20 protein-coding genes and 4 pseudogenes are annotated in these 23,768 nt (G+C 69.0%); 14 read left to right on the forward strand and 10 right to left on the reverse strand.

The window, feature by feature from the left end; all coding sequences use genetic code 11:
• Positions 1-23: 23 nt before the first annotated feature.
• Positions 24-1,178, reverse strand: coding sequence for a N(5)-(carboxyethyl)ornithine synthase (locus tag N4G70_RS26305; protein ID WP_261715190.1), 1,155 nt, complete (start codon positions 1,176-1,178; stop codon positions 24-26).
• A 398-nt stretch (positions 1,179-1,576) separates the two neighbouring features.
• Here N4G70_RS26305 and N4G70_RS26310 point away from each other — a divergent pair, with 398 nt between their 5' ends.
• Entirely contained in the window at positions 1,577-1,714 is a 138-nt protein-coding gene (locus N4G70_RS26310; protein WP_261715191.1) for a hypothetical protein, read from the forward strand.
• On the forward strand, positions 1,711-2,733 hold the full coding sequence (locus N4G70_RS26315; RefSeq protein WP_261715192.1) for a molybdopterin-dependent oxidoreductase: 1,023 nt from the start codon (positions 1,711-1,713) through the stop codon (positions 2,731-2,733). Before N4G70_RS26310 ends, N4G70_RS26315 begins: the two co-directional genes overlap by 4 nt.
• A 127-nt stretch (positions 2,734-2,860) precedes the next feature.
• Here the strand turns inward: N4G70_RS26315 and N4G70_RS26320 are convergent, their stop codons facing one another.
• Complete coding sequence (locus tag N4G70_RS26320) at positions 2,861-3,274, reverse strand: STAS domain-containing protein (protein ID WP_261715193.1); 414 nt, start codon at positions 3,272-3,274, stop codon at positions 2,861-2,863.
• Between the two features lie 606 nt (positions 3,275-3,880).
• On the opposite strand from N4G70_RS26320, the gene N4G70_RS26325 reads away from it, so the two are divergent.
• Positions 3,881-4,060, forward strand: coding sequence for a hypothetical protein (locus tag N4G70_RS26325; RefSeq protein ID WP_261715194.1), 180 nt, complete (start codon positions 3,881-3,883; stop codon positions 4,058-4,060).
• A 274-nt stretch (positions 4,061-4,334) separates the two neighbouring features.
• Here N4G70_RS26325 and N4G70_RS26330 read toward each other — a convergent pair whose 3' ends face one another.
• From N4G70_RS26330 to N4G70_RS26350, 5 genes are all read right to left on the reverse strand, one after another.
• Positions 4,335-5,213 (reverse strand): universal stress protein, encoded by an 879-nt coding sequence (locus tag N4G70_RS26330; protein WP_261715195.1) that lies wholly within the window; start codon positions 5,211-5,213, stop codon positions 4,335-4,337.
• Positions 5,214-5,346: 133 nt separating this feature from the next.
• Positions 5,347-7,725 (reverse strand): phosphoketolase, encoded by a 2,379-nt coding sequence (locus N4G70_RS26335; RefSeq protein ID WP_261715196.1) that lies wholly within the window; start codon positions 7,723-7,725, stop codon positions 5,347-5,349.
• Between the two features lie 548 nt (positions 7,726-8,273).
• Positions 8,274-8,441: a hypothetical protein gene (locus N4G70_RS26340; RefSeq protein ID WP_261715197.1), complete on the reverse strand. Its 168-nt coding sequence runs from the start codon at positions 8,439-8,441 to the stop codon at positions 8,274-8,276.
• A gap of 32 nt (positions 8,442-8,473) precedes the next feature.
• Positions 8,474-8,830, reverse strand: coding sequence for a PRC-barrel domain-containing protein (locus N4G70_RS26345; RefSeq protein ID WP_261715198.1), 357 nt, complete (start codon positions 8,828-8,830; stop codon positions 8,474-8,476).
• A gap of 278 nt (positions 8,831-9,108) precedes the next feature.
• Complete coding sequence (locus tag N4G70_RS26350) at positions 9,109-9,390, reverse strand: hypothetical protein (RefSeq protein WP_261715199.1); 282 nt, start codon at positions 9,388-9,390, stop codon at positions 9,109-9,111.
• A 1,135-nt stretch (positions 9,391-10,525) separates the two neighbouring features.
• On the opposite strand from N4G70_RS26350, the pseudogene N4G70_RS26355 reads away from it, so the two are divergent.
• The 7 genes and pseudogenes from N4G70_RS26355 to N4G70_RS26385 all read left to right on the forward strand — a co-directional run bounded on the left by N4G70_RS26355 (position 10,526) and on the right by N4G70_RS26385 (position 15,902).
• Positions 10,526-10,888 (forward strand): annotated as a pseudogene (locus N4G70_RS26355) (PRC-barrel domain-containing protein).
• A 503-nt stretch (positions 10,889-11,391) separates the two neighbouring features.
• A complete protein-coding gene (locus tag N4G70_RS26360) occupies positions 11,392-11,955 on the forward strand; it encodes a DUF5994 family protein (protein ID WP_261715200.1) in 564 nt (187 codons plus the stop codon).
• 5 nt (positions 11,956-11,960) lie between these two features.
• The gene (locus tag N4G70_RS26365; RefSeq protein ID WP_261715201.1) at positions 11,961-12,227 is read left to right on the forward strand and encodes a hypothetical protein; all 267 of its coding nucleotides are present in this window, start codon (positions 11,961-11,963) and stop codon (positions 12,225-12,227) included.
• An 82-nt stretch (positions 12,228-12,309) separates the two neighbouring features.
• Positions 12,310-13,182 carry a slipin family protein gene (locus N4G70_RS26370; protein WP_261715202.1) on the forward strand — a complete coding sequence of 291 codons (873 nt, stop codon included), beginning with the start codon at positions 12,310-12,312 and terminating at the stop codon, positions 13,180-13,182.
• A 563-nt stretch (positions 13,183-13,745) separates the two neighbouring features.
• Complete coding sequence (locus tag N4G70_RS26375) at positions 13,746-14,186, forward strand: DUF5994 family protein (protein ID WP_261715203.1); 441 nt, start codon at positions 13,746-13,748, stop codon at positions 14,184-14,186.
• A gap of 316 nt (positions 14,187-14,502) precedes the next feature.
• Positions 14,503-15,174, forward strand: a complete 672-nt coding sequence (locus N4G70_RS26380; protein ID WP_261715204.1) for a GAF and ANTAR domain-containing protein — start codon at positions 14,503-14,505, stop codon at positions 15,172-15,174.
• Positions 15,171-15,902 carry a GAF and ANTAR domain-containing protein gene (locus tag N4G70_RS26385; RefSeq protein WP_261715205.1) on the forward strand — a complete coding sequence of 244 codons (732 nt, stop codon included), beginning with the start codon at positions 15,171-15,173 and terminating at the stop codon, positions 15,900-15,902. The genes N4G70_RS26380 and N4G70_RS26385 overlap by 4 nt, the downstream gene beginning before the upstream one ends.
• 585 nt (positions 15,903-16,487) lie before the next feature.
• Here the strand turns inward: N4G70_RS26385 and N4G70_RS26390 are convergent.
• Both N4G70_RS26390 and N4G70_RS26395 read right to left on the reverse strand, forming a co-directional pair.
• Positions 16,488-17,213, reverse strand: a complete 726-nt coding sequence (locus N4G70_RS26390) for a GAF domain-containing protein (RefSeq protein ID WP_261715206.1) — start codon at positions 17,211-17,213, stop codon at positions 16,488-16,490.
• Between the two features lie 311 nt (positions 17,214-17,524).
• A pseudogene (locus N4G70_RS26395) lies at positions 17,525-17,683 on the reverse strand (pirin family protein); the annotation flags it as partial.
• Between the two features lie 74 nt (positions 17,684-17,757).
• Between N4G70_RS26395 and N4G70_RS37185 the strand changes: the two are divergent.
• The 4 genes and pseudogenes from N4G70_RS37185 to N4G70_RS26410 all read left to right on the forward strand — a co-directional run.
• A pseudogene (locus N4G70_RS37185) lies at positions 17,758-17,871 on the forward strand (IS5/IS1182 family transposase); the annotation flags it as partial.
• 504 nt (positions 17,872-18,375) lie between these two features.
• Positions 18,376-19,188, forward strand: a complete 813-nt coding sequence (locus N4G70_RS26400) for a hypothetical protein (RefSeq protein WP_261715207.1) — start codon at positions 18,376-18,378, stop codon at positions 19,186-19,188.
• Positions 19,185-22,832 carry a ricin-type beta-trefoil lectin domain protein gene (locus N4G70_RS26405; protein WP_261715208.1) on the forward strand — a complete coding sequence of 1,216 codons (3,648 nt, stop codon included), beginning with the start codon at positions 19,185-19,187 and terminating at the stop codon, positions 22,830-22,832. The genes N4G70_RS26400 and N4G70_RS26405 overlap by 4 nt, the downstream gene beginning before the upstream one ends.
• Positions 22,833-22,972: 140 nt before the next feature.
• A complete protein-coding gene (locus tag N4G70_RS26410) occupies positions 22,973-23,356 on the forward strand; it encodes a hypothetical protein (protein WP_261715209.1) in 384 nt (127 codons plus the stop codon).
• 115 nt (positions 23,357-23,471) lie between these two features.
• On the opposite strand, the pseudogene N4G70_RS37190 reads toward N4G70_RS26410, so the two are convergent.
• A pseudogene (locus N4G70_RS37190) lies at positions 23,472-23,735 on the reverse strand (transposase); the annotation flags it as partial.
• Between the last annotated feature and the right edge of the window lie 33 nt (positions 23,736-23,768).

The raw sequence follows: 23,768 nt of genomic DNA on the forward strand, positions 1-23,768 counted from the left end.
CCCGGGTCTCCACCGGTTTCGGCTCACAGCAGCGCGTGCGGGTACTCCTCGGCGCGGTGCTGGAAGGCCAGAACGGCGGGGTTCTGAACGGTGCCGCCGCGGATCTCGATCGCCCGGCGAATCGTGCGGTCACCGTCCCAGCCGGCCGGCCCCTGGAGGACCGGCCGCAGAAACGGGATCAGCGCCTCGCTGTTCTCCCAGGTGGCCGCGTCCCACAGGTAGGAGGGGCTGTGATCCACGGCGTAGTAGTGCACGTGGTCGCCGATGGTGAACATCGGCTCGTTGAAGGTGGTGGGCCGAGCCCAGGCGAAGCCCATGCCCTCGTCGCACGAGACGTCGATGACGAGGGTGCCGGGCGCGAGCTTTGGCAAGTCCTCCGCTATGAGGAACATCAGCGGCGCCGCGGTGTCCTGGAGCACGCAGTTGACGATGATGTCGTGCCCCGCGAGGAAGTCCGCCAGGGGCTCCGGGCCGTTCTCGGTGAGCGCGCTGCTGCGCCGCGGGTCGGAGGTGCCGTCAGCCACGTCGTGGTCGAAGTGCACGATCCGCGCCGAGTGGATCGGCGAGCTGACGGCGGCGGTGCCGCGTGCGGTCAGGACGTCCACGTCGTGAACGCCCAACGCGCTCAGCGCGGTCACCGCACCGCGAGCGGCGGCGCCGAAGCCGATCACCACCGCACGCCGCCTGCGCCCGTAGTCTCCGGTCGTCCCGGTCAGTTGCATGGCGTGCAGCACCGACGAATAGCCGGCCAGTTCGTTGTTCTTGTGGAAGACGTGGAGGCTGAAGCCACCCTCCCGCGTCCAGTGGTTCATCGCCTCGAAGGCGATCACCGTGAGTCTGCGGTCGATGGCGGCCTGGGTGACTTTTTCGTCCTGCACGCAATGCGGCCACCCCCAGAGCACCTGGCCCTCCCGCAGCTCCGCCAGGTCCTCGTGCAACGGCTTGGTCAGAAGGATGACGTCGCACTCCGCGATCAGGTCCTCACGCGAACGGAAACCGGCGACCCACGGTGCGAGCTGACGGTCCGGAACACCGAAGTGTTCTCCGTAACCGGCCTCCAGGTAGATGCTGCGCTGAAGGTCGACGTCGATGCGGTCGAAGTGCGCTGGATGGATCGGCAGGCGGTGCTCGTTCTCTTTGCGGGTCTGCGACATGACGCCGAGCTTGAGCTGCTGCAAAATAGTCCTTTGGTTACTACCTGTTTAGCACATCCCTGAGCCCCGAGGCCGGGTCAGTAGCGTTCCGCCGGGCAGGGCGCCGTGAGCCGACGAGAAGATTACGGACGGCGACGAAAGGTTGACCGGCGAGCCGCCGTTGCCCCTTGGGGTGCACCCGTGCCCCAAGTGGGCTTCCTGGAACGGGTGTTGCAGGTAGGTGCGTCACCGTGGGATCACGCGACCGACGTTCACCGCCCGGAGACCGAGGCCCGGATCGAGGGCCGACCGGCACGCGGCAACCGCCGGGCCTCGGACCGCCGTCCAAAAATGCGTGGTCGCCGTCATGAAGTGTCCCTAGGATTCTGGGGTTTGCAGGGATTGTCCCTGCACGTGCTTCGAGAACCGGGGGGCTTCTCATCATGCCGATCACACCCATGGCCTTGGTCATGCTGACCCTCTTGGTCCTGGCGATGAAGGCGTTCGACACGGTGCCGCCCCGCCGCACCGCGAAGCCCGGCAGGGAGTCGGAGGGCGCGGAGATGGGGACTCCCCGATGACCGCACCGTCCCCGCAGCACCCGTCCACGCCCCCGGTCGCCCCCGGACCCACCGCTCCGCTGACGCCCCCGCCGGGCGACCCCTCCCTGGCCGATCCCGCGCCCGGCCCCGACTTCATCACTCCGGTCGACCGCGTCTTCGTCCGCGCCCACCTGGGTCTGCCGGACATCGACCCGGCCGCGTGGACGCTGGCGGTGGAGGGGCTGGTGGAGCGCCCCCTGTGCCTGGACATGAGAGCGCTTCTCGCCCTCCCCGCGCGCCAAATGACCGCTGTCCACGAGTGTTTCGGCAGCCCCCTGCGTCCCAACACACCGACACGCGCGGTGACCAACGTGGAGTGGACGGGTCTGCCCCTGGCCGCGCTCCTGGACCGTGCGGCCCCGCTGCCCGCCGCCCGGCACGTGATCTTCCAGGGCGCGGACACGGGCACCTTCCACGGCGAGGACAATCTCGCGTACGTCAAGGACCTTCCCCTGGAGACGGCGCACCGCACCGTGTTTCTGGCCCACGGCATGAACGGGGAGCCGCTCAGACCCCGGCACGGGTATCCGCTGCGGGCCGTGGCCCCCCGCATGTTCGGCACGAACTCGGTGAAGTGGCTGACCCGGATCGTCCTCACCGACGAACGCCCGCGGCACATGTTCACCACGACGTTGTACACACGGACTCTGCTGGGCAGTGACGTGCCGCGGCCCGTGCGCGAGGTCGACGTCAACAGCAAGATCCTCTCCCCCTCGGACGGTACGGAAGTGCGCGGCGGCACTGTGACGTTCAGGGGGCGCGCCTGGTCCACGACGGAAGTCGTCCGTCTCGAACTCTCGGTCGACGGCGGCCCATGGGCACCGGCCGCGCTCGACTCCCTCGGCGCCGAGCCGACCTGGCAGGGCTTCTCCCTGCGTGGCTCGCTGCCGCCGGGCCCGCACACGGTCCGTTCCCGTGCGACGGACGCGGCGGGTCGCGTGCAGCCGCCGCCCGGCTCCCGCAACTCCGTCCACGAGGTCGCCTTCACCGTGCGTTGAGCAACCGGGCGGGCCTCACGGCGGCGCGCGCCTTCCGAAGGTCCGGTTGGCGTCGTGGGCTGCCCGGCGCCGCCACGAGCGAGCTGCTTCCAGCGGACCTTCTGCTTCGTGGAGGCCATGACGTGGTTCAGTGTTTGCGGAGGAGGGCCTCCTCGACTGTGGCGTGGGGACGGAAGAGCTCCCTGAGCCCGGTGGCTTCCAGGATCCGCAGGTGCCACGGCCGGACACAGACCAGAGCCAGGCGGCCATCACGTTCCACAGCCCTGCGCCGCGCCCGGCAGAGCAGGCCGAGGGCGGAACAGTCGAGGAACTGCACGGGCCGCAGATCCACGATCACCTGAGCCCGGGGCGGGGTGGTGGCGGCGTCGGTGTGCACCTGGACCTTAGGGACGGTGCTCAGGTCGATGGTGCCGCGGAGCTCGACCACGGTGACGCCGTGAAGGCGATAAGTGCGCGCGTGCTGGTACGAGTCCGGCGTTATCTCCGGCAACGCCATCGAATGGCGCTGCCCTGACGCTGCGTTCGCATCCCGGATGCCCATGGCGGTTCCTGACGTGGGGCCCCCGCTGGCGGGGGGTCGTGGTCATCGGACCGTCACCGGGGGCTGGGGCAACGCTCAACCACCCTAGGAAGTGCGGGAGTTGCAGAAACGTCAACGCGTCTGATCATCCATCCATACGAGTGAAAGCGGCCCCTTCCTCTTGACACGACCTCGACACCATTCGCCGCGAGCAGAACCAGTGCTCCTCACGGTGAGGGATGAGCCGGGGCGGATGAGCGACGGCCGGGCCCGGTCGAGTTGGGCATGGGTCGATTGGCCGGAAGCTTCGAGGCGTCGAACGAAGCGGTGTGGGCAGGGTGGTGGATCCGTTCCTGGACCAGGAGCAGGCGGGACGTGCTGGTGCGGGCGGCGGCCCCCGGGTGGCGCGGCGACAGCAGCGACCGTTCCGGGGTGACCGCGGGTGCGGGTGCGCCAGTCGGTCCCCAGGCGCTCGCGCCCGGAGCGGTTGCCTCCGGCCAAAGTCGAGCCGGGCAGGGGTCATGCGGGATGCCCGGGAGTAGGTTCGAAGAGCACTCATGGACGCGCCGCACAGTGAGCCCATACCCATGGCGAAAGGCCCGAATGGGAGGTGGATCCGGGTCCACAGTGAGTCGTTGGACCCTGCGCGGTATCGACGTGTTGCAGGACGGCCGCCGCCCGGCCGCGGACGGCGCGGCGGCGGCCTCCTGCGCGAGGAGGTGGGCTCCCCTCCGCACCCTCCTCGCTCCCCCCGTCCTCGACGGCACCCGGGGTCCGCGGGAATGGCCCCGGCTCGAACTGCCGTGAGGGGACGAAGGGCCGGAGTCGCCGCACACGGGTGCGGCGGCTCCGGCCACCCCGGCCAAGGGGTGAACGGTGACGCAGGCCCGGGGGCTGGGGGCCAAGAGGCGGTCGGCGCCATCACGCGCCACGGGATTCGCGTACCGCTCGCCCTTGTGTCCACTAGGCATCGTAGGCCGGACTCGCCGCGAAGCAACCATGCGAATCCGGCCGCTCCCCACCCGCCGCGAGCGAGATCCCACCGGTTGTCCCGCACCGGTGGAGAAGCCCCATCGGGGGGTCATCCACGCGGAACGACGGCGACGGGGCAGCCGGCGTGATGGAGCACGGCGTGCGTCACGGGACCCGTGTGCAGGCCGAGCGGCGCCGAGTACGGCCGCCGGCCGACGATCAGGAGCCCGGCATCGGACGCCGCGTGCAGGAGCCGCTCCGCGGTGAGGCCCGGAGCGACGGACTCTTTGACGCCGACCTCGGCGTACTTCGCCCGCCAGGGCTGGAGGAGTTCCGTGAGCGTGCGTGCCTTCTCCTTCATGCGCTCCGGCTCGCCCGGTGACGCGTACCGCGTCGAGGCGAATCCGTATGCGTCCGGGCTGTCGTACGCGTGGACGACGTGCAGGTCCGCACGCCTGACCCGGGCGGCTTCGAAGGCGAACTCGATCAGCCCCTGGCACGGGCGGTCCAGATCGAGGCCCACGACGACGTCACGGGGCCGGGACCGCGCTTCGACGGCCTCCGGGGGCTCGATCTCCGGCTGCGGTTCGGCCCGCACGAGCACGACGGGCCGCTGCGTCCTGGCGATGACGCCCTGCGAGACCCAGCCGAGCAGGAAGCCTGCGAGCCTGCCCAACCCCTGTGATCCGAGGACCAGCAGTTCCGTCCATCCCGCGGCGGCGAGCAGAGCGGTGAGCGGTTCGCTTGATGCGTGGTCCTGGGTGATGTGCAGCCCGGGATGCAGCTTGCCGGCCCGGTCGGCCTCCGCGCGCAGGACTCGTCCTTCCCAGTACCGTTCGGCCTCGTTCGCCGCCGCGGACGCGGAGGGCTGTGGTTTCCACGGCCATGCGTGCACCAGGTGCAGGGGCCGCCCGCGGTGCTGGGCCTCCCGGGCCGCCCAGTCGACGGCGGCGCGGCTCTCCGGAGATCCGTCGACACCTGCGGTCACCGGCCGGATCATGACCCCGCCCCCCACACTGCCGCGGAGCCCCCCTGTTCCCTGCGCGTGGGGACGAGCCGAGGGGGACAGCCTCCTCGTACGCCCCCCACGCCCTCCTTCGACGCCGGGACGTCGGCGGCGCTCAGTTCCAGGTCCATTCGGCGACTTCGGGGAGATCGGTGCCGTGTTCCCGGATCCAGGCGTGGTGCCGCAGCCGGGTGTCCGCGAGTTCCTGTCGTATGCTCCCGGCGCGCACCGCCAGGCCCGGGACGCGGTCGATGACGTCCATGGCCAGGCGGTAGCGGTCGAGGTCATTGCGTACGACCATGTCGAAGGGCGTGGTGGTGGATCCCTCCTCCTTGTAGCCGCGAACGTGGAAATGGGCATGCCCGGTGCGGCGGTAGGCCAGGCGGTGGATCAGCCACGGGTAGCCGTGATAAGCGAAGACGACCGGTTTGTCGGCGGTGAACAGCGCGTCGAACTCCGCGTCCGCCATGCCGTGAGGATGCTCCTGGGCGGGGAGCAGCCGGGCCAGGTCCACCACGTTGACGACGCGTACGGCCAGATCCGGTAGGTGGCGGCGGAGCAGCCGTGCGGCGGCCAGCACCTCCAGGGTCGGCACGTCGCCCGCACAGGCGAGCACGACGTCGGGTTCGCCGCCGGTCTCGGTGCCGGCCCAGTCCCAGATCCCGGCGCCCCGTGCGCAGTGCCCTCGGGCCTCGTCGAGCGTCAGCCAGTCGAAGCAGGGCTGCTTGCCCGCGACGACCACGTTGACGTAGTCGCGGGAGCGCAGCACGTGGTCCGCCACCACGAGCAGGGTGTTGGCATCCGGGGGGAGGTAGACCCGCACGACCTCGGGGGACTTGTTGAGCACGTGGTCGATGAAGCCCGGGTCCTGGTGCGAAAAGCCGTTGTTGTCCTGCCGCCACACATGCGAGGTGAGCAGGTAGTTGAGGGAGGCGATGGGGCGGCGCCACGGAATCCGGCGTGCGGTGCGCAGCCATTTGATGTGCTGGTTGACCATCGAGTCCACGATGTGGACGAAGGCTTCGTAGCAGGAGAACACCCCGTGCCGACCGGTGAGGAGATAGCCCTCGAGCCAGCCCTGGCAGGTGTGTTCGGACAGGATCTCCATCACACGGCCGTGCCGGTCCAGGTTCTCGTCCACCGCCAGCGTCTTCTCCTGCCATGCCTTGCCCGTGGCCCGGTACACGTCCTGGAGACGGTTGGAGGCCGTCTCGTCCGGGCCGAACAGCCTGAAGTCGCGTCGTCCTGCCGTACGCGCCATGACTGTCTCCAGCAGACCTCCCAGGACCCGGGTGGGTTCGTGCTGCATCGTGCCCGGCTTGTCGACCGGCACGGCATACCCCTCGAGGGACGGCATGGGGAGGTCGCGTACCAGCAGGCCGCCGTTGGTGTGCACGCTCGCGCCGAGGCGATGTGCTCCCTCGGGTATGTACTCCAGCACCTGCGCGCGTGGGCGGCCCTGGTCGTCGAAGAGCTCACGCGGCCGGTAGGAGCGCAGCCACTGTTCCAACTGCTCCAGGTGGCGCGGGTTTTCGCGGACCGCGGCGAGGGGGACTTGATGGGCGCGCCAGGTGCCCTCCACGAGAAGACCGTCGACCTCGGCCGGGCCGGTCCAGCCCTTGGGCGTGCGCAGAACGATCACCGGCCAGCGGTGGCGTTCGGTGACGCCCTCGCGGCGGGCCCCGTGCTGGATGGCCTCGATGCGGCTGACCGCGGCGTCCATGGCTTGCGCCATGGCACCGTGGACGTGGAGCGGGTCGTCGCCCTCGACGTGGAGCGGGTCGTGGCCCAGCCCACGTAACAGGTCGTCGAGTTCGCCGACGGGGAGTCGGGCGAGTATCGAGGGGTTGGCGATCTTGTACCCGTTGAGGTGAAGGATCGGCAGGACCGCGCCGTCGTGGACCGGGTCGAGGAACTTGTTGGAGTGCCAGGAGGCTGCCAGCGGCCCGGTCTCGGCCTCCCCGTCACCGATCACGCAGGCGACCAGCAGGTGTGGATTGTCGAGCGCGGCACCGTAGGCGTGGGAGAGCGAGTAGCCGAGCTCACCGCCCTCGTGAATCGATCCGGGGGTCTGCGGCGCGACATGGCTGGGCACTCCGCCCGGGAAGGAGAACTGGCGGAACAGCAGCGCCATGCCCTCCGCGTCACGGCTGACATCCGGGTACGTCTGCGAATAGCTGCCCTCCAGCCAGGAGTTGGCGAGGACGGCCGGCCCCCCGTGGCCGGGCCCCCAGACACAGAGGGCAGCCATGTCGTGGTTCTTGATCACGCGGTTGAGGTGGGTGTGCACGAGGTTGAGACCGGGCGAAGTACCCCAGTGGCCCAGCAGCCTCGGCTTGATGTGCTCCGGACGGAGCGGCTCGTCGAGCAGCGGGTTGGCCATCAGGTAGATCTGGCCGACGGTCAGGTAATTCGCCGCGCGCCAGTGCGCGTCGAGCGCCAACAGCTCCTTGTCGCTCAGGTAGTTGGCTGATTCCTGCTCGCTGTCGGGCATGTCCTGGTTCCTCCATCTGTGGCCGCCTGGAGTGGTGAAGCGGTGCTGAACGGGCGGCCGGGCGCACCAGCAGACGATGGTGCCGTGGGAGCGGTGGGCCCGGGGTGGGGCGGGAGCGGGTAGTGGCGCGCTCGCCGGCATCGCTCCGGGCCGTGTGACCGGCCACATTGGCGACCAGTGCGTCGAAGAAGCGCGGGAGGCAGCGGCTGGAAGCCCCGCGTGTCGGCCGGCGAGGTGAACGGGAGCGGAGCGCGGTCCGGACGAGCGGTCCCGCGGGCGGCCGGGGTCAGGCCGGCCCGGCACGCGCATCGACGCATCGGCCACCTCCCGGAGCGGAATCACGCGGTTGCAGCCGGGTCCGGGGCCACTCGACAGCCTAGCTCTGCCCCTTGATTACCGGCACCGTCAGTATCGGCCTGGTGCCTGCCGGTGCTACCCGTGCTGCCCAGTGAACACGGCCGGCGTCGGCGCGCCGCGGAGCCCCCGAGGGCCCTGCTCCGTGCCCCTGTCGGCCCGCGGCCCCCTCGGAAAGCTCGGTCCGGGCTTGGTCAGCGCACCCGGCCCCGCCCGGAGTGGCGCCATCGCAACGCGAGATGAACCAACGCGCCGGCGAACAGCACGATCGCGATGAACAGCAGATACAGCAGCCCATGGGCCAGCACGCCGATGAAGCCGAGCACGATCGCAGCGATGACCAGGAGCAGGAAGAAGACCATGACGCCGACGCCTCCTCGGCCGATTCCGGGCGCTAGCGACGGCCGAGCTGCCGCTCGCCGCCGGCACCGGGTTGGTAGGCCATGCCGTAGTGGGCGAACACCGCCGCTTCGTCCTCGGCGGGCAACACGTCGTCCGTGCCGATCGCCGGGCACTTCTTCACGAGCGCCTTTGCGTAGGCGACCTTCACATAGCCCGGTCCCACGATCGCGCCGTCCAGGGGTACGAAGACCAGGCGGTGGCGCGTGGGCAGACCGATCTGGACCGTGGCCATCGCCGGTTCATCGGTACGCGTGTCCACATAGACCGCCTCCAACGAGCCGATCCCGTGCCCGTCCGGGTCCATGACGGCCTGTGTACGCCACTCGCGGATATCCGCGGCCTTGATCATCCTTACCCCATCTGTTGCCACAACGGTGACTCCGGGTTCACTTCTCAAGTCTGCGCGCACTCGTCCTTCAGCACCACAGGGCTCCCAATCCAGCGGAAACGTCCTCCCGGCCGTCGCACCGCCGGAACCGTCGGGGCGAGGGCAGGCCGTGAGCACCGGGACTCCCTCCCGCGTCGGATGTCCGGCGCGTCATCGAACCGCTGGGAGGCGGGGCGGCCAGGCACCCGTGCCGCGGCTGGACCCCCGTGGTGCCCCAAGGGAAGCGTCCGGCCGGATTGTCAGGGGGCCAGCATGCGGACCGTGAGCTCCCGGTACTCCTGGAGGGCGATGCGCAGTGCCTCGCTCTCGACTCGGTTCTCCTGCCTTTGCCAGTTCGCGCGCAAGGTGCCCTGCTGGCGTGCCGCGAGAGCGTTCGTCAGGCAGGTAACCATGTCGGCGAGCGCGTTGTCGGCCGCCTCCACGGCCCGATGCGGGGTGTCGACGAAGTTGTCGACGGCCCGCTGGAGACGAGTGGCCAGCTCCTCCCGTTCATCCGCCGAGAGGAGTCGGTGTTCCGTCACCTGGGTGCGTAGCGCGTTGGCGGATCCGGTGCGCCCGTCTCCTGGAGCCTGGGCCGGCTCGGTTCCGGTTGTCTGTGACGCGCGGCGTGTGGTGCGGTCCGAAGGATCAGCCTTGGGCTGCCGTGCGCGTTCGGAGTCGTACAGCATTACGTGCCACTTTCCTCTGTTTGGTGTCAGCCGTCGATGGTGCACATGGGGCCGGAGCCGCCGGCCGCGGGGCGAACGGTGTCGGGCCCGAGTCGACGGGCCACCGGCCGAGCGTACGGGGAGGATACGCCGGGCCCCGACCATGAACCGCCGCCGAATCCCCGACTCGGGCGACGTCTTGGCGCTCACAGGCCGCGACAGCGGTCGCTCCACAAGATCAGGGTCCCCGCCGCGTGGCAGGGCCGCGACTCCTGTTGTCCGCAGGGTCCAGGCGAAACAGAACGGAGGCACGCCGTCCGGATGATCCGGGAAGTCATGGCCTCACGCCGTACCTGGCAGTCAACTCCCCGTGCTCCGCCCTGTCAACGCGACCGCGATACGGCCGGGTTCGCGGGTCGGGGCAGGGACGAGACGAAGCGGGCTCGGTGGCCTCTTCCTTGCGCGGCGGCTCAGCGGGGCCATTGACAGGACATCGGGAGCGGCGTTGAGTGACGGACAGGGCACTGGGCCGTGACGTTCCGGGATTGCCGGGAGTCTCCTCCCACCCCTCGCTTCGCCAAGACCCCGCGAAACGCAGAGCGCACTCCTGCGAAGCGGAGGTCCGCCCGTGTTTCCGTGGTTCGTACCGCATCAGCCACCGGCGGCCACCGCAGGTCCGTCCACCACCACGGGACGGGCGGCGTACGCCGAGAGACTTCTCCCGGCGCCTCACCCGCACGAGCAGAGGGACCGTCACCCCCTTCGCCGTCAACTCGGCAAGGGCGCCCAGCCGTTGGCTGGATGGCCGAGGGAAGGCACGGGCCGAGCCATCGACGACAGGCGGCTCCAGGGGATGGGCCGCCGTCGATAGGCCGGGGCCGACCGGGAACGAGTCGGCGAGAAGAAGACCAAGGAAATCTTCGGACCCGAAATTCAACTCGCTTCGCAGGAACCGTAGTTGAGGGTCCCTACAAGGACCCTCCCGCCCCCGACGAGAAGGAGCACTTCCGTGAACGAGAACGTGTGGGCGTACCGGCCCGTGACCGCGCACCAGGCGGGCATGGACCTGACCTGATACAAGGTCGAGGCGAGTGACGGCAGCATCGGCAAGGTCGACAAACACTCCGAGGACGTCGACGCCGCGTACATCGTCGTCGACACCGCACCATGGATCTTCGGCAAGCAGGTCCTCCTGCCGGCCGGCGTCGTGGCGCGCGTCGACCCCACGCAGAAGAAGATCTACGTAGACCGCACCAAGGACCAGATCAAGAACGCACCCGAGTTCGACAAGGAAAAACACCTCGGCAACCCCGACTACCACCAGCAGGTGGGCACCTACTACGCGCACCCGCGTCCGCGCCCGATGATGTAGGCGCATCGGCGGTCCCGCCGCGATGACGCGCCGGGCGTCCGGCCCCAGCGGTCGGACGTTCGGCACCCGCCGTCGCCGGTGAGGACGGCCCGGCGACTGACGACGACCAGTACGGCTGACCTCGTCCGGTCAGGAACGGACGCCTCGACGGGAAAGGCGCCGGCCCTGGCTCCGATGGCCCCTGTCCCGGGGCGCCCAGCCCGGCCGGGTCCGCCCCCCCTCGCCCCAGCCCGGACCGTTCGGTACCTCCAACTCCCGTGCGTGTCAGAGGAGTTCAGCGGCCCCTCCGGGCGCTCTCGCGGCGCGGACGGTCCCGGAACCGACCCGCCTGAGGGACGATTCCCACACCGCCGCACCAGTCCCCACCCGCCCGTCCCCGCCGAGGAGTACGGTTGAGGCATCGGGAGCACTTCGCACTCCGGCCTTCACGCCTACGTCGTTCCCGGTGAGCCAAAACACCGGGTGTCGTCCCTGGACATTGCCCCCGGAGACAGGTCCGCGCCATGTCCGCGACCACGCCCGACCGGCACTTCCCGCAGCGCGAACTCTCCGCGCGCGTTGCACTGAAAGCACCCGGCGCCTCCCCCGGACTTCTGGACGGTGCCTGGTGGCCCCGCTCCCGCGACCTGTTGCGTGAACTGCCCGCGCTGATCGACGTATTGGACCCGCGCTGGGCCCGGATCACTCACATCTCCGTGAATCCCCGACTCTGGCCCGTCGTCCCGCGAAAGATCCCCGTGACCGGACACGTGGTGAAGGCCGGCTGGTTCAAGGCCGAGCAGGATCCGCACAAGCTGCTCCTGCTGTCCTACACGGCCGGACGCTGGGACCTCCTCGTCGTCCCACCGGAGACCCCCGCCCCCGCGGCCGCTCGGCTGATGGCCGCCGCGACCGACGGCACCGGCCCCCAGCTCACCGCGAGCGGCCTGATGGCCGCGGAGGCGGCCCGCCACGACACGACGGCCGTCGACCGGATCCAGGACCGCGAGGAGGCGTGGGAGTACGAGGGCGGCGCCTCCTCGACCTACGCCGTCATCCCGGTCAGTCGCCTGCCGGTGGGGATGTGACCGCCATGGCCACGGCCCTGACCATCGTCATCACCCTGCTTCTGATCGCCGCCGCGGCACGCGTGATCCACCTCCTCAACGCCCAGCACTCCCAGAGGATCGCGCTGCACCACTACGGCCGCTTCCAGCCGGCCGGCCGAGGAACGCGCGGCAGCCCGGCACGACCGGCTCCTGGCGTGGCCGAGCCGTCCGCCGCTTCCACCCACCGCGACCAGCGTGACTCAAGCCCTCGGCGGCCTCGGCGGCGCGTCCGCCAGGAGCCCGGCCGTTGATCAGCGCCCCGTCCACGCGGTCCACGCTCCTTCCGCGGCTCCCGCTCGGGCCCAGTGAACCCTCATCCATGGGAGCGCCACCATGTCGCTTGTGATCTCGCTCGGCATCGTCATCGCCCTGCTCCTTCTCCTGGGGCTGGCCCTGACTCTCAAGATCGTCAAACAGTACGAGCAAGGGGTGCTCTTCCGGCTCGGCCGGCTGGCCGGCACCCGTGGCCCGGGGCTGCGGACGATCATTCCGTTCGTCGACGTCCTGCACCGGGTCTCGCTGCGCATCGTCACCATGCCGATCCAGTCGCAGGGCATCATCACCCGCGACAACGTCAGCGTCGACGTATCGGCCGTGGCCTACTTCCGCGTCGTGGACGCCGTGAAATCGGTCATCGCCATCGAGAACGTGCACGCCGCGATCAACCAGATCGCACAGACCACCCTGCGTAAGGTCGTGGGCCAGCACACCCTGGACGAGACGCTGTCGGAGACCGACCGCATCAACCTGGGCATCCGCGAGATCCTCGACGTGGCGACCGCCGAGTGGGGTGTGGAAGTCACGCTGGTGGAGCTCAAGGACATCCAGCTGCCCGACAGCATGAAGCGCGCGATGGCCCGGCAAGCCGAGGCCGAACGCGAGAAGCGCGCCAAAATCATCAACGCCGAGGGCGAATCGCTCGCCGCGGCAGCGCTCGGGGACGCCTCCGACACCATGATGGCCCACCCCCTGGCACTCCAACTCCGCAATCTGCAAAGCCTCGTGGAGATCGGCGTCGACAAGAACACCACCGTCGTCTTCCCCGCGCCCCTGATGAGCACCATCGGCGAACTGGGCGCCTTCCTCAACAGGGAAGCCGCGGCCGCGGCACTGCCGTCGACTCCGCACCCCGTCGACCTCGCCAAGGCCGCCGGGACCCCGGGTCCGAACCTCAACGGATCCGGCCCGCTCCCCCAGAACAACTGACCCCCTGCGCCTCGCTCTCCTGGCCCCAGCCCCGGCCTGTCCGACCGCAGCGCCCGCGCCCCGGCAAGGAGCCGACGTGTCTGACCAATCCCTCCCGTCGCCCGCCGTCCGCCCTCCGCCAGACGCCTCCCGCGTCCGGAGCACGACGGGAAGCCGCGATGTCCGGCCGCAGGCCCCCGTAGCCCGCGTCTCACGTTGGAGGCGGACGCCTGCGCGCGGCGCCCACCAGCGCGATCGACGCATACCCCTGCTCGTCCTCGAGGCCGGTGGTCGGCCGACGCACGAACGGGTGTGGGGACGCCTCGTCCACCCGTCGTCCCGCCGACGGGACGACGGCACGAGCACCGCCCGGGGATGACGACCGGTTTCGGCCGCGGGTTCGCCCATGGAGACTCCCCTGGCACCGCTCACGCCCGGCATGGCGTAGACCGGGGCAGGACATTTCCTTTCCCGTCATCCGTCTGCTCGAACGCGTCTGCGCGCACGAGGCCCGCCCGACCCCACACCCGACCGCGCCGAACCCACCGCTGAACCATCTCCTCCGACCGAAGGGCCCGAATCCCATGACCACCACACTTCCCTCCCCTTCGTCCCTTCTGCCGGTACGCCTGCGCCTGATGCCACCCGGCGGCGGCCCCCGCCGCGTCGACGGCGCATGGTGGCCCCGCTCGGACGATCTGACCGTCGAACTGCCCCGTCTGGTAAGCGCGTTGCCCCACTCGTGGCCGCAAATAGCCCACGCCACCGTCAACGCGGCCCTCTGGTCGTCCTTCCCGGGCCGGCTCCTCGTGGCCAACCACGTGATCGAACTGCACCATGCCGCCGGACGGTCCACCCCGGAAACGATCTGCCTGCTCGCCCCCGGTAGAGGCCGCTGGGACCTGCTCGTCGTTCCACCCCGCACCGACAGGGCCGAGGCCCTGCGCCTCCTGTCCGCCGCGGACGGCGACGCCCCTTCCACCCGAGGGAGCCTCTTCCCGCGCGAGTCGGCCCATGGGGCATGAAGTCGGGCCCGAGCAGGGCTGCGTCGTCTTCGGCCGCCCCTCGGGCAGGCATACCGAGACCGGTTCGACCGCCGACGGGCGGCTCTGTTCGCCGTCCGTCCGTGGCCCACGCCGGTCGGGGCGGCCGGGTGCGCCTGGTCTACACTCGAGGGAGTATCCCCCTGCTGCTCGCAGGGACCGGCCTCGCCGAGTTGTCTCCTCCCTTCGCCGGCGTCCGGGACACGTGTTTCGACAGGCGTTCCGCCGCGCACGCGCAGCCTGTCGGCCGACGGAAAGCGGGCACGTTGTAGTGGTAAGCGAGCGAGCCACCGAGGTTTTGCGCGAACTCCGATCGGATGCCCGCACGGACGCTCAGCTGGCTGCTCTGTGCGCCCGTCTGTTGGACGCCGAGGGCCTGGCCGTCTCTCTGGTCCTGGACAGGGGACATACGGAGCTGGTGTGGTGCCACGGCACCGTCTCGTCCCGGTTCGAGGACCTTCAGTTCACGCTGGGCGAGGGGCCGGCACCTGACGCTCTCACCTCCGGCCGGCCGGTGCAGGTGCCCGACCTCGCCCGGGTACGGACCGGACGGTGGCCGGCCCTGCTGGCAGCACTGGAGGGCCTGCCGGTGCGGGCGGTGTTCGCCTTTCCCCTCGTGCTCGGTGCCATCACGGTAGGCGTCATGACCGCGGTGCGCTCTCGGCCCCTGCCGCTGTCCGGGGAGCAGGCCGACGACGCCACCGCGGTGGCCCGGCTCCTGACCGCGCGGTTCCTGGGCGGCGAACACGACACCCCGCAGGTCCTGCACCGGGCGGTGGTCCATCAGGCCACCGGAATGATCAGCGTGCAGCTCGGGCGGCCACTGGCCGAGGCGCTGATGCGGCTGCGCGCCTTCGCGTACGCCCATGACCGGCCGATCACCGAGGTCGCGCAGGACGTGGTGGCCAGACGGCTGCGATTCAAGGACGATGAGACCGGGCCCCACGTGCCCGTCAGGGATAGGGGATGAGTGTCATGGGCCGCGAGCAGCGTCTGGCGGAGGTTTTCGTGGAGTTGGCGGACTCCCTGATCGATGACTTCGATGTCATCGAATTCCTCCAGGGCCTCTCCGTACGATGTGTCGAACTCCTCGGGATTTCGGCGGCCGGCATCATGCTGGGTGACGAGCACGGCGAACTCCACACCATCGCCGCCTCCGACGAGAACACCCGCCTCCTGGAGCTCTTCGCCATCCAGCACGACCAGGGCCCCTGCGTGGACACCTTCCGCAGCGGTCTCCAGCGCACCAACATCGACCTCACGGACCCGAAGGCCGCCTCCGCCTTCCCGCACTTCGCCCAGCAGGCGCAGAAGAACGGCTTCGTCGTCACCCACGCCCTGCCCCTGCGGCTACGGACCCGGGTCGTGGGCGCGATGAACCTCTTCCAGACCCAGCCCGGCACAATCACCGCGGAGCACACCGCGCTCGCCCAGGCGCTGGCCGACATCGCCACCATCGCGATCCTTCAGCAGCGCACCCTGGAACAGACCTACGTCGAGCGCGACCAGCTCCAGGCGGCACTCACGAGCCGGATCGTCATCGAACAGGCCAAGGGCATCCTCGCCGAACGGTGGAACACCAGCCCCGACGACGCCTTCAACCGCTTCCGCGCCCACGCCCGTAGTCAGGGCCTGCGCATGTCCGACCTCGCCCGCCAGATCGTCGACGGCGTCCCCGGACACAGCGCCCTGTCCTGAGGCCGGCCGTCCCACCACAACGGGCCGTCTGCCGCCGACCATCCCCCATCACGAAGACCCCGCCACCGGCTGTTTCTCACCATGGAGCTCCATGGAGCTCCATGAGCTCCTGCCGGGCGCTGCCGGGGCATGTGGCCCGTACAACGGCTCACTTCCACCTGTTCCACGTGCCCACTTCGACTTCGCCGGTCCGCCGTGAACCTGGCCGGTCGCGCACTATCCGGATCCGTCCTTCCGCTTTACGGTGGATGGGCAGGCGCATACCGGGGCTCATACCAGTCAGCCCCGACGGCTCCCAGACCCCGAGCCCGTAAGACCACAAGGCCCGGCCGGAGCCGCAGCGCACACGTTCTGCGGCCCAGCCTCCAGGGCCCTCAGTGGCAGGACCCGGGGGTTCTCCCGCAACCCCACTCCGCCGCTCAGGACCCGCGCGTGGGCTACGACGAGGGGGAGCCTCGCATCCCACGCGCGTCCAGGGGCCGCCGCCCCTGAGCGGCGGCGGCCCCTGGACCCTCACCATCCAGCCGCGAGGACCTGCCCGAAGTCGACGTCCCGCCCTCGATCCGCGACCGCGTGCTGGCCCGGTCAGCCAGGCGGAGTGTCTCGGTCTTCCTCAAGACGGAGCCGTCCGGCAAGGATGTCGCGGGCGACGTCTTCGAGGAGCCGGCGGTTGCTGAAGGCATGGGCACGCATACGGGCCAGAGCGTCGGCCACGGGCACCCTGCTCGCTTCGGAGGCCGCACCCGCCGCTTGGTGCACGATGGGCGGATAGCCGACCGGGCCCTCCTCCGGGGCCGCCTGTTCCCAGCCGATCAACGCGGGGTGAGCGTCAAGGGCGAGCAGCGCGAGGACCCGGGCGTAGGCTTCGATCCTGCTGAGGTCCGCCTCACTGAGGACGGCACGGGTGGTGTGGTAGAGGTCCATGGCACCGACCGGGACACCATTGCCGACGAGCAGCGGCACGGCCACCACGCTGCGGATGCCCAGCTCGCCGGCCGTCCGCACGAACACCGGCCACTGTCCCGAGCTGGAATGCACCTCCACCTCTACGACGCTGCGTTGCCTGTAGGCCGCGGTGCACGGGCCCTCCCCCGCCACGAGCTGCGCGTCCTCCAACCGGTAGCTGCGGTCGTCGGCGGCGTAGGCCACGGTCCTGATCCGGCCCCCGGTGATCAGACTGACCCCGAGCCCGTCCGCGCCCACGTCTTCGAGACACGCGGCCCCGGCGGAGGGCAACGCCACCGGCCGGCCCGCGCTGCTCGCGACATCGACAACGCGTTTCCATGCCGCGGTGTTCTGCCGGACATCCATGACGCAACCCCCATGCCATCCCGGAGCGCGGCCGAACCACCCGCTCACTCGCCGTACACACAAGCTTAGGCCTCGCAGCCGCCGCCCAGCGGACGCGAACCCGGCCCACAACCGCGCCCGGCAGACGGCCGGGCGCGGTTGTGGCCGAAGTACGTGCCGGTGCCAGGCCGAGCGGGCCGGTGATGCGCTCCCCCCTGCACTCGCTCTCCTTCCGGCGCCGAATGCGAGAGCTCGGGACTGCGCGGAGAGGGCGCTTCCGACTCCGCCGCTCACCCCACCCACACAGCCACCCCTCCCGTCACTCCCGCAGCTCAGCGCACCCTCCCCCGCGGCTTCAGCGGCACCCCCGGCAACTCGGGAGCCGGGATGGGCGCGCCGTCGTACCCCTTCACCTCACCGAACCTCGACCCCGTCATCCAGTCCGAACGGGCCTGCTGGATCTCCTCGTTGGTGCGGCCGACGAAGTTCCACGGTCACTGCGTGCACGAGATAGACCAGTTGCCTCGCAGGCTCGATGTCCTCAGTCACCCAGCTAGCATCTCGCCAAGCTGCGGCGGACCGGATCATCGAGCTAGGTCCGATGCTCGCCCTCCAGCCGCGCGAGCGGTTCGCGAAGGATACTGTCCTGATCGTGGACGGCAGCTATCCGGGCACCAGGCGTGTGATGCCCCGTCGGCGCCAAGCAGGTCCGCGCCCGGGTCGAGCACGTCTTCGCCCGCGAAACGCCGTGCGCCCCTGGTGAGGGGTGAGATCAGGCCACTTCAGGAAACGTGTTCCCTTTGCGCGGGCGCTGGACGACGCGTTCCGGTTCACAGCCACCTCACATACTCCATCTGCCCTGTGCACGCTCGGCCTCGTTCCGGAACGCGTCGACTCCAGCATCGGAGGGCGCGGGGTTTCAACATATTCCCTGTGCTGTTGTCAGTCCCCCTGCTTAGGGTTGGCGTTCGCGTGCACGGAATCTTCACCAACTGACGTGCACGCGGCTCATCGGCGGCCGGGGGGCTGCGTTGCCCAGGGGAGGGTTCTGTTGTCATGCCGTCGCGGTGTTGCACGGGCGTTCGTCTGCAGGGCCAGCGCCAGCGCGTGGTCACCGCGGGCTGTGCCCGCTGTTGGCCAGCTCCTGGTCGTCGTCCTGTGAACGACGAATCAAGGATGCTCTGTGCGCTTAAGTTCATGGTCCCGTACAGCGGGACCGCGAAGATCACCCGTACTGACTTCGGTCATAACCTCCGTAACGGCCCTGGCTGTTGCTGCCGGGCTGGCCATCCAGCCGGGGGCGCTCGACCTTGGCCGAGACGATGTCGGCCTGGTCGCTGATTCCTACGACGGTTACGACCCCACGTCAGCCGAGAAACTGCGTGAGGATCAGTGCATAGCGACGTTTGGGCTGCGCAAGGGCGGCAGCAGCATGTTCGCCCTGGCGCAGGGAGCACTCAGCTCGCCACCCGACCAGCTTCACCAGAAGCTGCGCCGCGACATCATGGACGACAAGACCCCACTGCACCAGGCGCGGAGCGCAGACAGCGACAGCAGTGATCAATGGCTCAAGAAGGTCAGTGACGAAGAGTTTGCGTGGGGCAGCTCCGTCACAGACCTCACTGAGTTTCCGGGCATGTCGCCGGGGGTGCGCAGCATCTTCGACCGCACCGGGCTGCGCCCTTGGCTGTATCAGGCGTATTCGAGCTCATTGGATGTGTTCTCCCCGTGGTACGACGACTCGCCCACCGCGGATGACAAGACTAAGGCCGCCGCGCTGACGATCGGCGACAAGCAGTACGTCTCGGGAGGCACGCCGCAGGAGCAGCAGGCGTGGGCGCTGTGGAAGAAGAACTCCGGGAAGATCGAACCCAACCAGTATTTCGTTCCACGGGTGTTCGCCGATGACGCGCGCATCTTCCTGTCCTCCGGGGGTTCCCTCGTACCGCGCCGACGCCGGGGACCGCCGAGTTCCGTATCGCGGTCGAAGACTTGAAGGCGCGATTCGCTTCTTGTAACTGGCATGACCCGATTGACCCGGACCGGGTTTTGGGCAAGGAAGTGGCTCAAGCTCATGCCGAGTGGCAGCAGGAGATCACCGGCCAGGCCACGCAGCGCAACCAGATCCTCAACGCGAGCACGGACGCCACGAAGGCTCTGCAGGAGGGCTCGTTCAGCCTGGGCAGGATCCTCGGGCAGTCATGGGTTGCTGACAATGTCACGCGGTGGCAGGACTACTGGGCTCCCGGAGGTGCCGGGTGGGTCGGTGACGCCCCTGCGGTAATCCAAGTCCATGCGGCGCAGGGTAAGTGCCTGGACGTCGAGGGTGGCAGCACGGCCAACGGTGCCGCAGTGCAGCTGTGGACGTGCAACGGGTCGTCCGCGCAGAACTGGCAGCTCGCCTTCGACGGCTCCCACTATCAGCTCCGCAACTCCAGCGGGCCCGGTATCAACCTTCTCGCCAAGTGCCTTGATGTGGCCGGCGGCAAGTCGGACGACCGGACGAAGATCCAGGTCTACACGTGCAACAGCTCGCCGGCCCAGCAGTGGGACTTCAACCTGCGCGCCACCTCGCCGCTGAAGAACGTAGGCGCGGGCAAGTGTCTGGACCTGAACACCTTCGACAATGGCAAGGACTCGTGGCTGTGGCGGTGCAACGGCACGGCGTCCCAGCAGTTCGACGTCAAGCCCACCGGCCACAACAACAGCGACCAGCCGAACCAGGCCCAGTTCGACAAGGCCAAGGGCCTCCTTACCGGAGCACAGGCCACGGCCAAGCAGCAATTGGCCGCCCTCAGGGGCCAGCTCGCCGCCGCGCAGAAGGCAGCCGCCGCCTCGGATGCTGCTGAGCAGGCGGCCTACACGATCGCCGATACGGCCGGCGCACCGCGCGGCCGGGGGCTGCTGGTCGGCCAGCAAAAAGACCAGGTGACCAAGGGTACGGTCGCAGCCCTCCAGGCGATGGTGGCGGCTGCCGAGACCGCCGAGGCCGCCACCCGCGCCTCCGCGGCGGACAGCCAGGCCATCACCCAGCGCGCTCTCGCCCAGGCCGCTCAGGTGCAGACCGAGTTCCGCAAGAAGGCTGCAGAGACGGCCGAGGCGCAGGCCAAGGCCGCAGCCGATGCCGCGAAGATCCACCGCGACAACGCCAAGAAAGACAAGGAGACGGCGCAGGCCAAGCTCGCCGACACCCTGAAGGCCGAATCCAACGCCAAGTCGGCTGCTGCCGACGCGCACGCCAAACGCCTTGCGGCGGAGGCCGAGTCGGCAACGGCGAAGGCGGAGAAGGAAAACGCCCTCGCCAAGCAGGCCGAGGCCGCCCAGCACCGGCAGAACGCGCAGACCGAGGCAGGCAACGCCAAGACTGCCAAAGATAAAGCCGAAGCCTCCGAAGCAACTGCGGTCGACAAAAAGAACGCCGCGGTCACCGCACGGAACAACGCCAAAGCCAAGCGGGACGACGCGTGGGACGCCCAGCAAAAGGCTGACGCGGCACGCGCCAAGGCCGATGCACGGGAGGCATACGCCCAGGCGCACGAGTCGGACGATCAAGCCAAGGCATCCAGGGCCGCAGCTAATGAGTCAGCTAACCACGCCGATGAGGCAGAGGCGGCCGCAGGCCGGGCCCACGCGGAGGCCGACGCCGCCTCCACCGCTGCTGCGGCTGCTGACGCTGCGGCCACCCGGGCCGAGGCAGCCGCCAAGCGGGCCCGCTCCGACGCGGACGGAGCCCAGGCCGCAAAGGTAAGGGCCGATGCGGCGGTCTCCACCGCGACCAGTGCCGAGGCCGATGCGATCGCGGCATCCCAGCACGCCGCCTCCGAAGCCAACAGCGCGGGCAAGCTCGCCGACGAAGCCAAGGAGAAGGCGAAGACGGCCAAGTCCGAGGCAGACGCGGCGAGCAAGGAAGTCCCCAAAGCCTTCGAGGCGGCGGCCAAGTCAGCTGGCTACGCACACATCACCGCCCAGGCAGCCGAAGATGCCGGCAACGCGGCCGTGCAGGTGGCGAAGCCGGCCAACGACGCGATCGAACTCGGCTCGCCGTACATCACCACCGACTCGGCCGCCGGCCTGGTCGTCCTGGCCGGACAGGGCTCAAGGACCATCGCCGAACAGCAGAGAGCTGTCGCCGAAGCCCACGCCAAGAACGCCCAGGAAGAAGCGGCCACCGCCCAGGCACTCGCCGAACAGGCCCAGGCGGACACCAAGGAGGCATACCAGCACGCGGCCAACGCCGCCCGCTACGCAGCCGACGCACGCGGGTACGCCACCGAAGCGCTCGGCTACGCCTCCGACGCCGCTGATGCCGCATCCAAGGCAGCCGACTCACTGTCCCGGGCCATCGAGTACGACCGCCAGGCCACCGAAGACGCAGGCGCCGCCAACACCGCGGCAGGCACCGCCGAGAGTTACGCCAGGGACGCCCGTACCGCAGCAGACCAGGCAGCCCTCGACGCTACCGCCGCACACGCGGCAGCAGACAAGGCCACACAAGACGCCAAGGACGCCCGCGCCGCAGCCGACCGCGCCAACACCGCGGCCGGCGCAGCCGAACAGGCCGCCAAAGACGCCGACAAACTCGCCCAGGACGCGCAGGCAGCCGCGGACCAGGCAGAGAAAGACAAGAGCAACCAGCAGGTGTCGACTGGGGCAGGCACCGGAGTCGGCGGCACCTGGTGGGTCGTCGAAGAAGACAGCATCGAGATCACCGCCACCAAACAGCAGGACCCGTGCGTCATAGACATCGGCTTCCAAGGCTGCACCACCACATTCACGGCCACCTTCAGTGCGGTGGTCGACTTCTACATGTGTACCGATCCGGACGTTCCGAACACAGCCAGCGGCTGTCCGTCCGAGTCCACCCTGCTCGTCAAGAGCCAGCGCATCTCCGGGCTTCAGAAGGATGTCACCCACTACTTCTCCAAGCTGGAACTCATCCAGCAGACCCTCGCCTACAAGGTCATCAAGGCGGTCCTGGTCCAGGACTTCGTCGACTGCTGGCACGGCAGCGTCAGCGGATGTGCATGGGCCCTGAGCAACTTCATCCCTGGCAAGGCGTTCGAGAAGGTCATCGAAGGTATCCGGGTTCTAGACGCGGCGATGACGACCGGAGTCGGAGTCCGGGACGCGTTCACCGCCCTGAAGTCCCTCGATAACATCGACCCCGCAGCCCTGGCGAAGCTTGAGAAACTCGCTAACGCTTCGGAGAACTTCGCCGCTGCCTGTCTGAAGAAGCCCTCGCTAGCGGCTAAGGCTTCCCTTTCGGTAGCCGTCGCCAGCGGCTGTTGGGCAGACCTGACCGGGCCCGGCGAGTGGAAGGCCGAAAACGAGAGTATGAAGGCGGCCGACTTGGCCTACCAGATGCGGATAACTGGGGCTCCTGCGGGCATGGTCTACAGACTTGCCGCAGACACCCCATCGGGGTGGGTCAAGTTCGACGGGTTCCGGAACGGAAAGCTGCTTGACGCAAAGAACGGATACCTCGGGTTCATCGACCCCAAGACTGGAAAATTCAGGACGTGGTTCAAGACCGCAGCAGAAGAAGCACAGAGGCAGAACAAGGCATTTCAGAGACACGGCATACCCATCGTCTGGCACTGTTCCGAGGCAGACGCAGTTGCCGCCTTAAGGCGATGCTGAAGGACGAGGGGATCACGAGTATCACCGTCGTACACACCCCGTAAAGGGGAACTCTGGTACAGGGATGGTGTGCGCAACCGCGCATACGGTGGCCGCGCACACCATCCTCGGCTGGGACACAACGAGAGGAGAACGACTGTATGGGATATGGACTTTCCCTGCACCGGTTTGTAAACGGCGAGGCAGAAGCACTGGACGAGCGAGTCATCCACGAAGTACTGGATCCTCATGTCGTGAATGCGGGCCAGAACGACGCGGAGCTATTGGTCAGGGCCGCTGACGGCGGAGAGGCGGAGGTGGACCTGAGCGCAGACGGCATCAGCGTTCATCGCTTTCCCCCCGGTGGAATCCTGGACATCGTGGCTGAGCTGGCCAACAACCTTGGAGCGGCCATCGCCCTCCCGGACGGCATTTTGTTGGGCGCTGAAGGGCAGCGTGCGAACCTGCCTGACGGGCTAAGGGAGCTGGCCGTCGTCATCGAAATGACGGGTGCAGGCATCCAAAGGGCTCTCGACGGGGGATGAAATTCACCGGGACACAGTCCTGCGTCCGACTGTTCAGCACCCATAGGCCAGCTCCTCCCACCGACGGCCGCCGCGGACGAGGACTCGATTTCGGGATGACCAGCGCACCACGGAATCAGACGTGATCGCCAGGGGGCCATCGCCTGGCCGATGGCCCCCTCTCTCCTGTCGACGGTCCGATAGAGCCCGTCTTCGCCGGGAGCCGAGGCAACACGATCCTGTACACGGCAGCGTTGGCCTGTCGGTCACCAGGGCGGTTGATCCGACGATGGCATCTACGCCTGGAGGAATATTCACCCGGGCTTGCCCGGCACAACGTAGCGAACGACGCTTCACCTCGCAGGCGGTCCACATCGCCTCCCACGGTGCTCACGGCGCGCTCCGTGACCCGGGCCCCGCCGCAGCCAACAAA

The sequence above is a fragment of the Streptomyces sp. ASQP_92 genome (assembly GCF_025399895.1).
Taxonomy (GTDB): Bacteria; Actinomycetota; Actinomycetes; order Streptomycetales; family Streptomycetaceae; genus Streptomyces.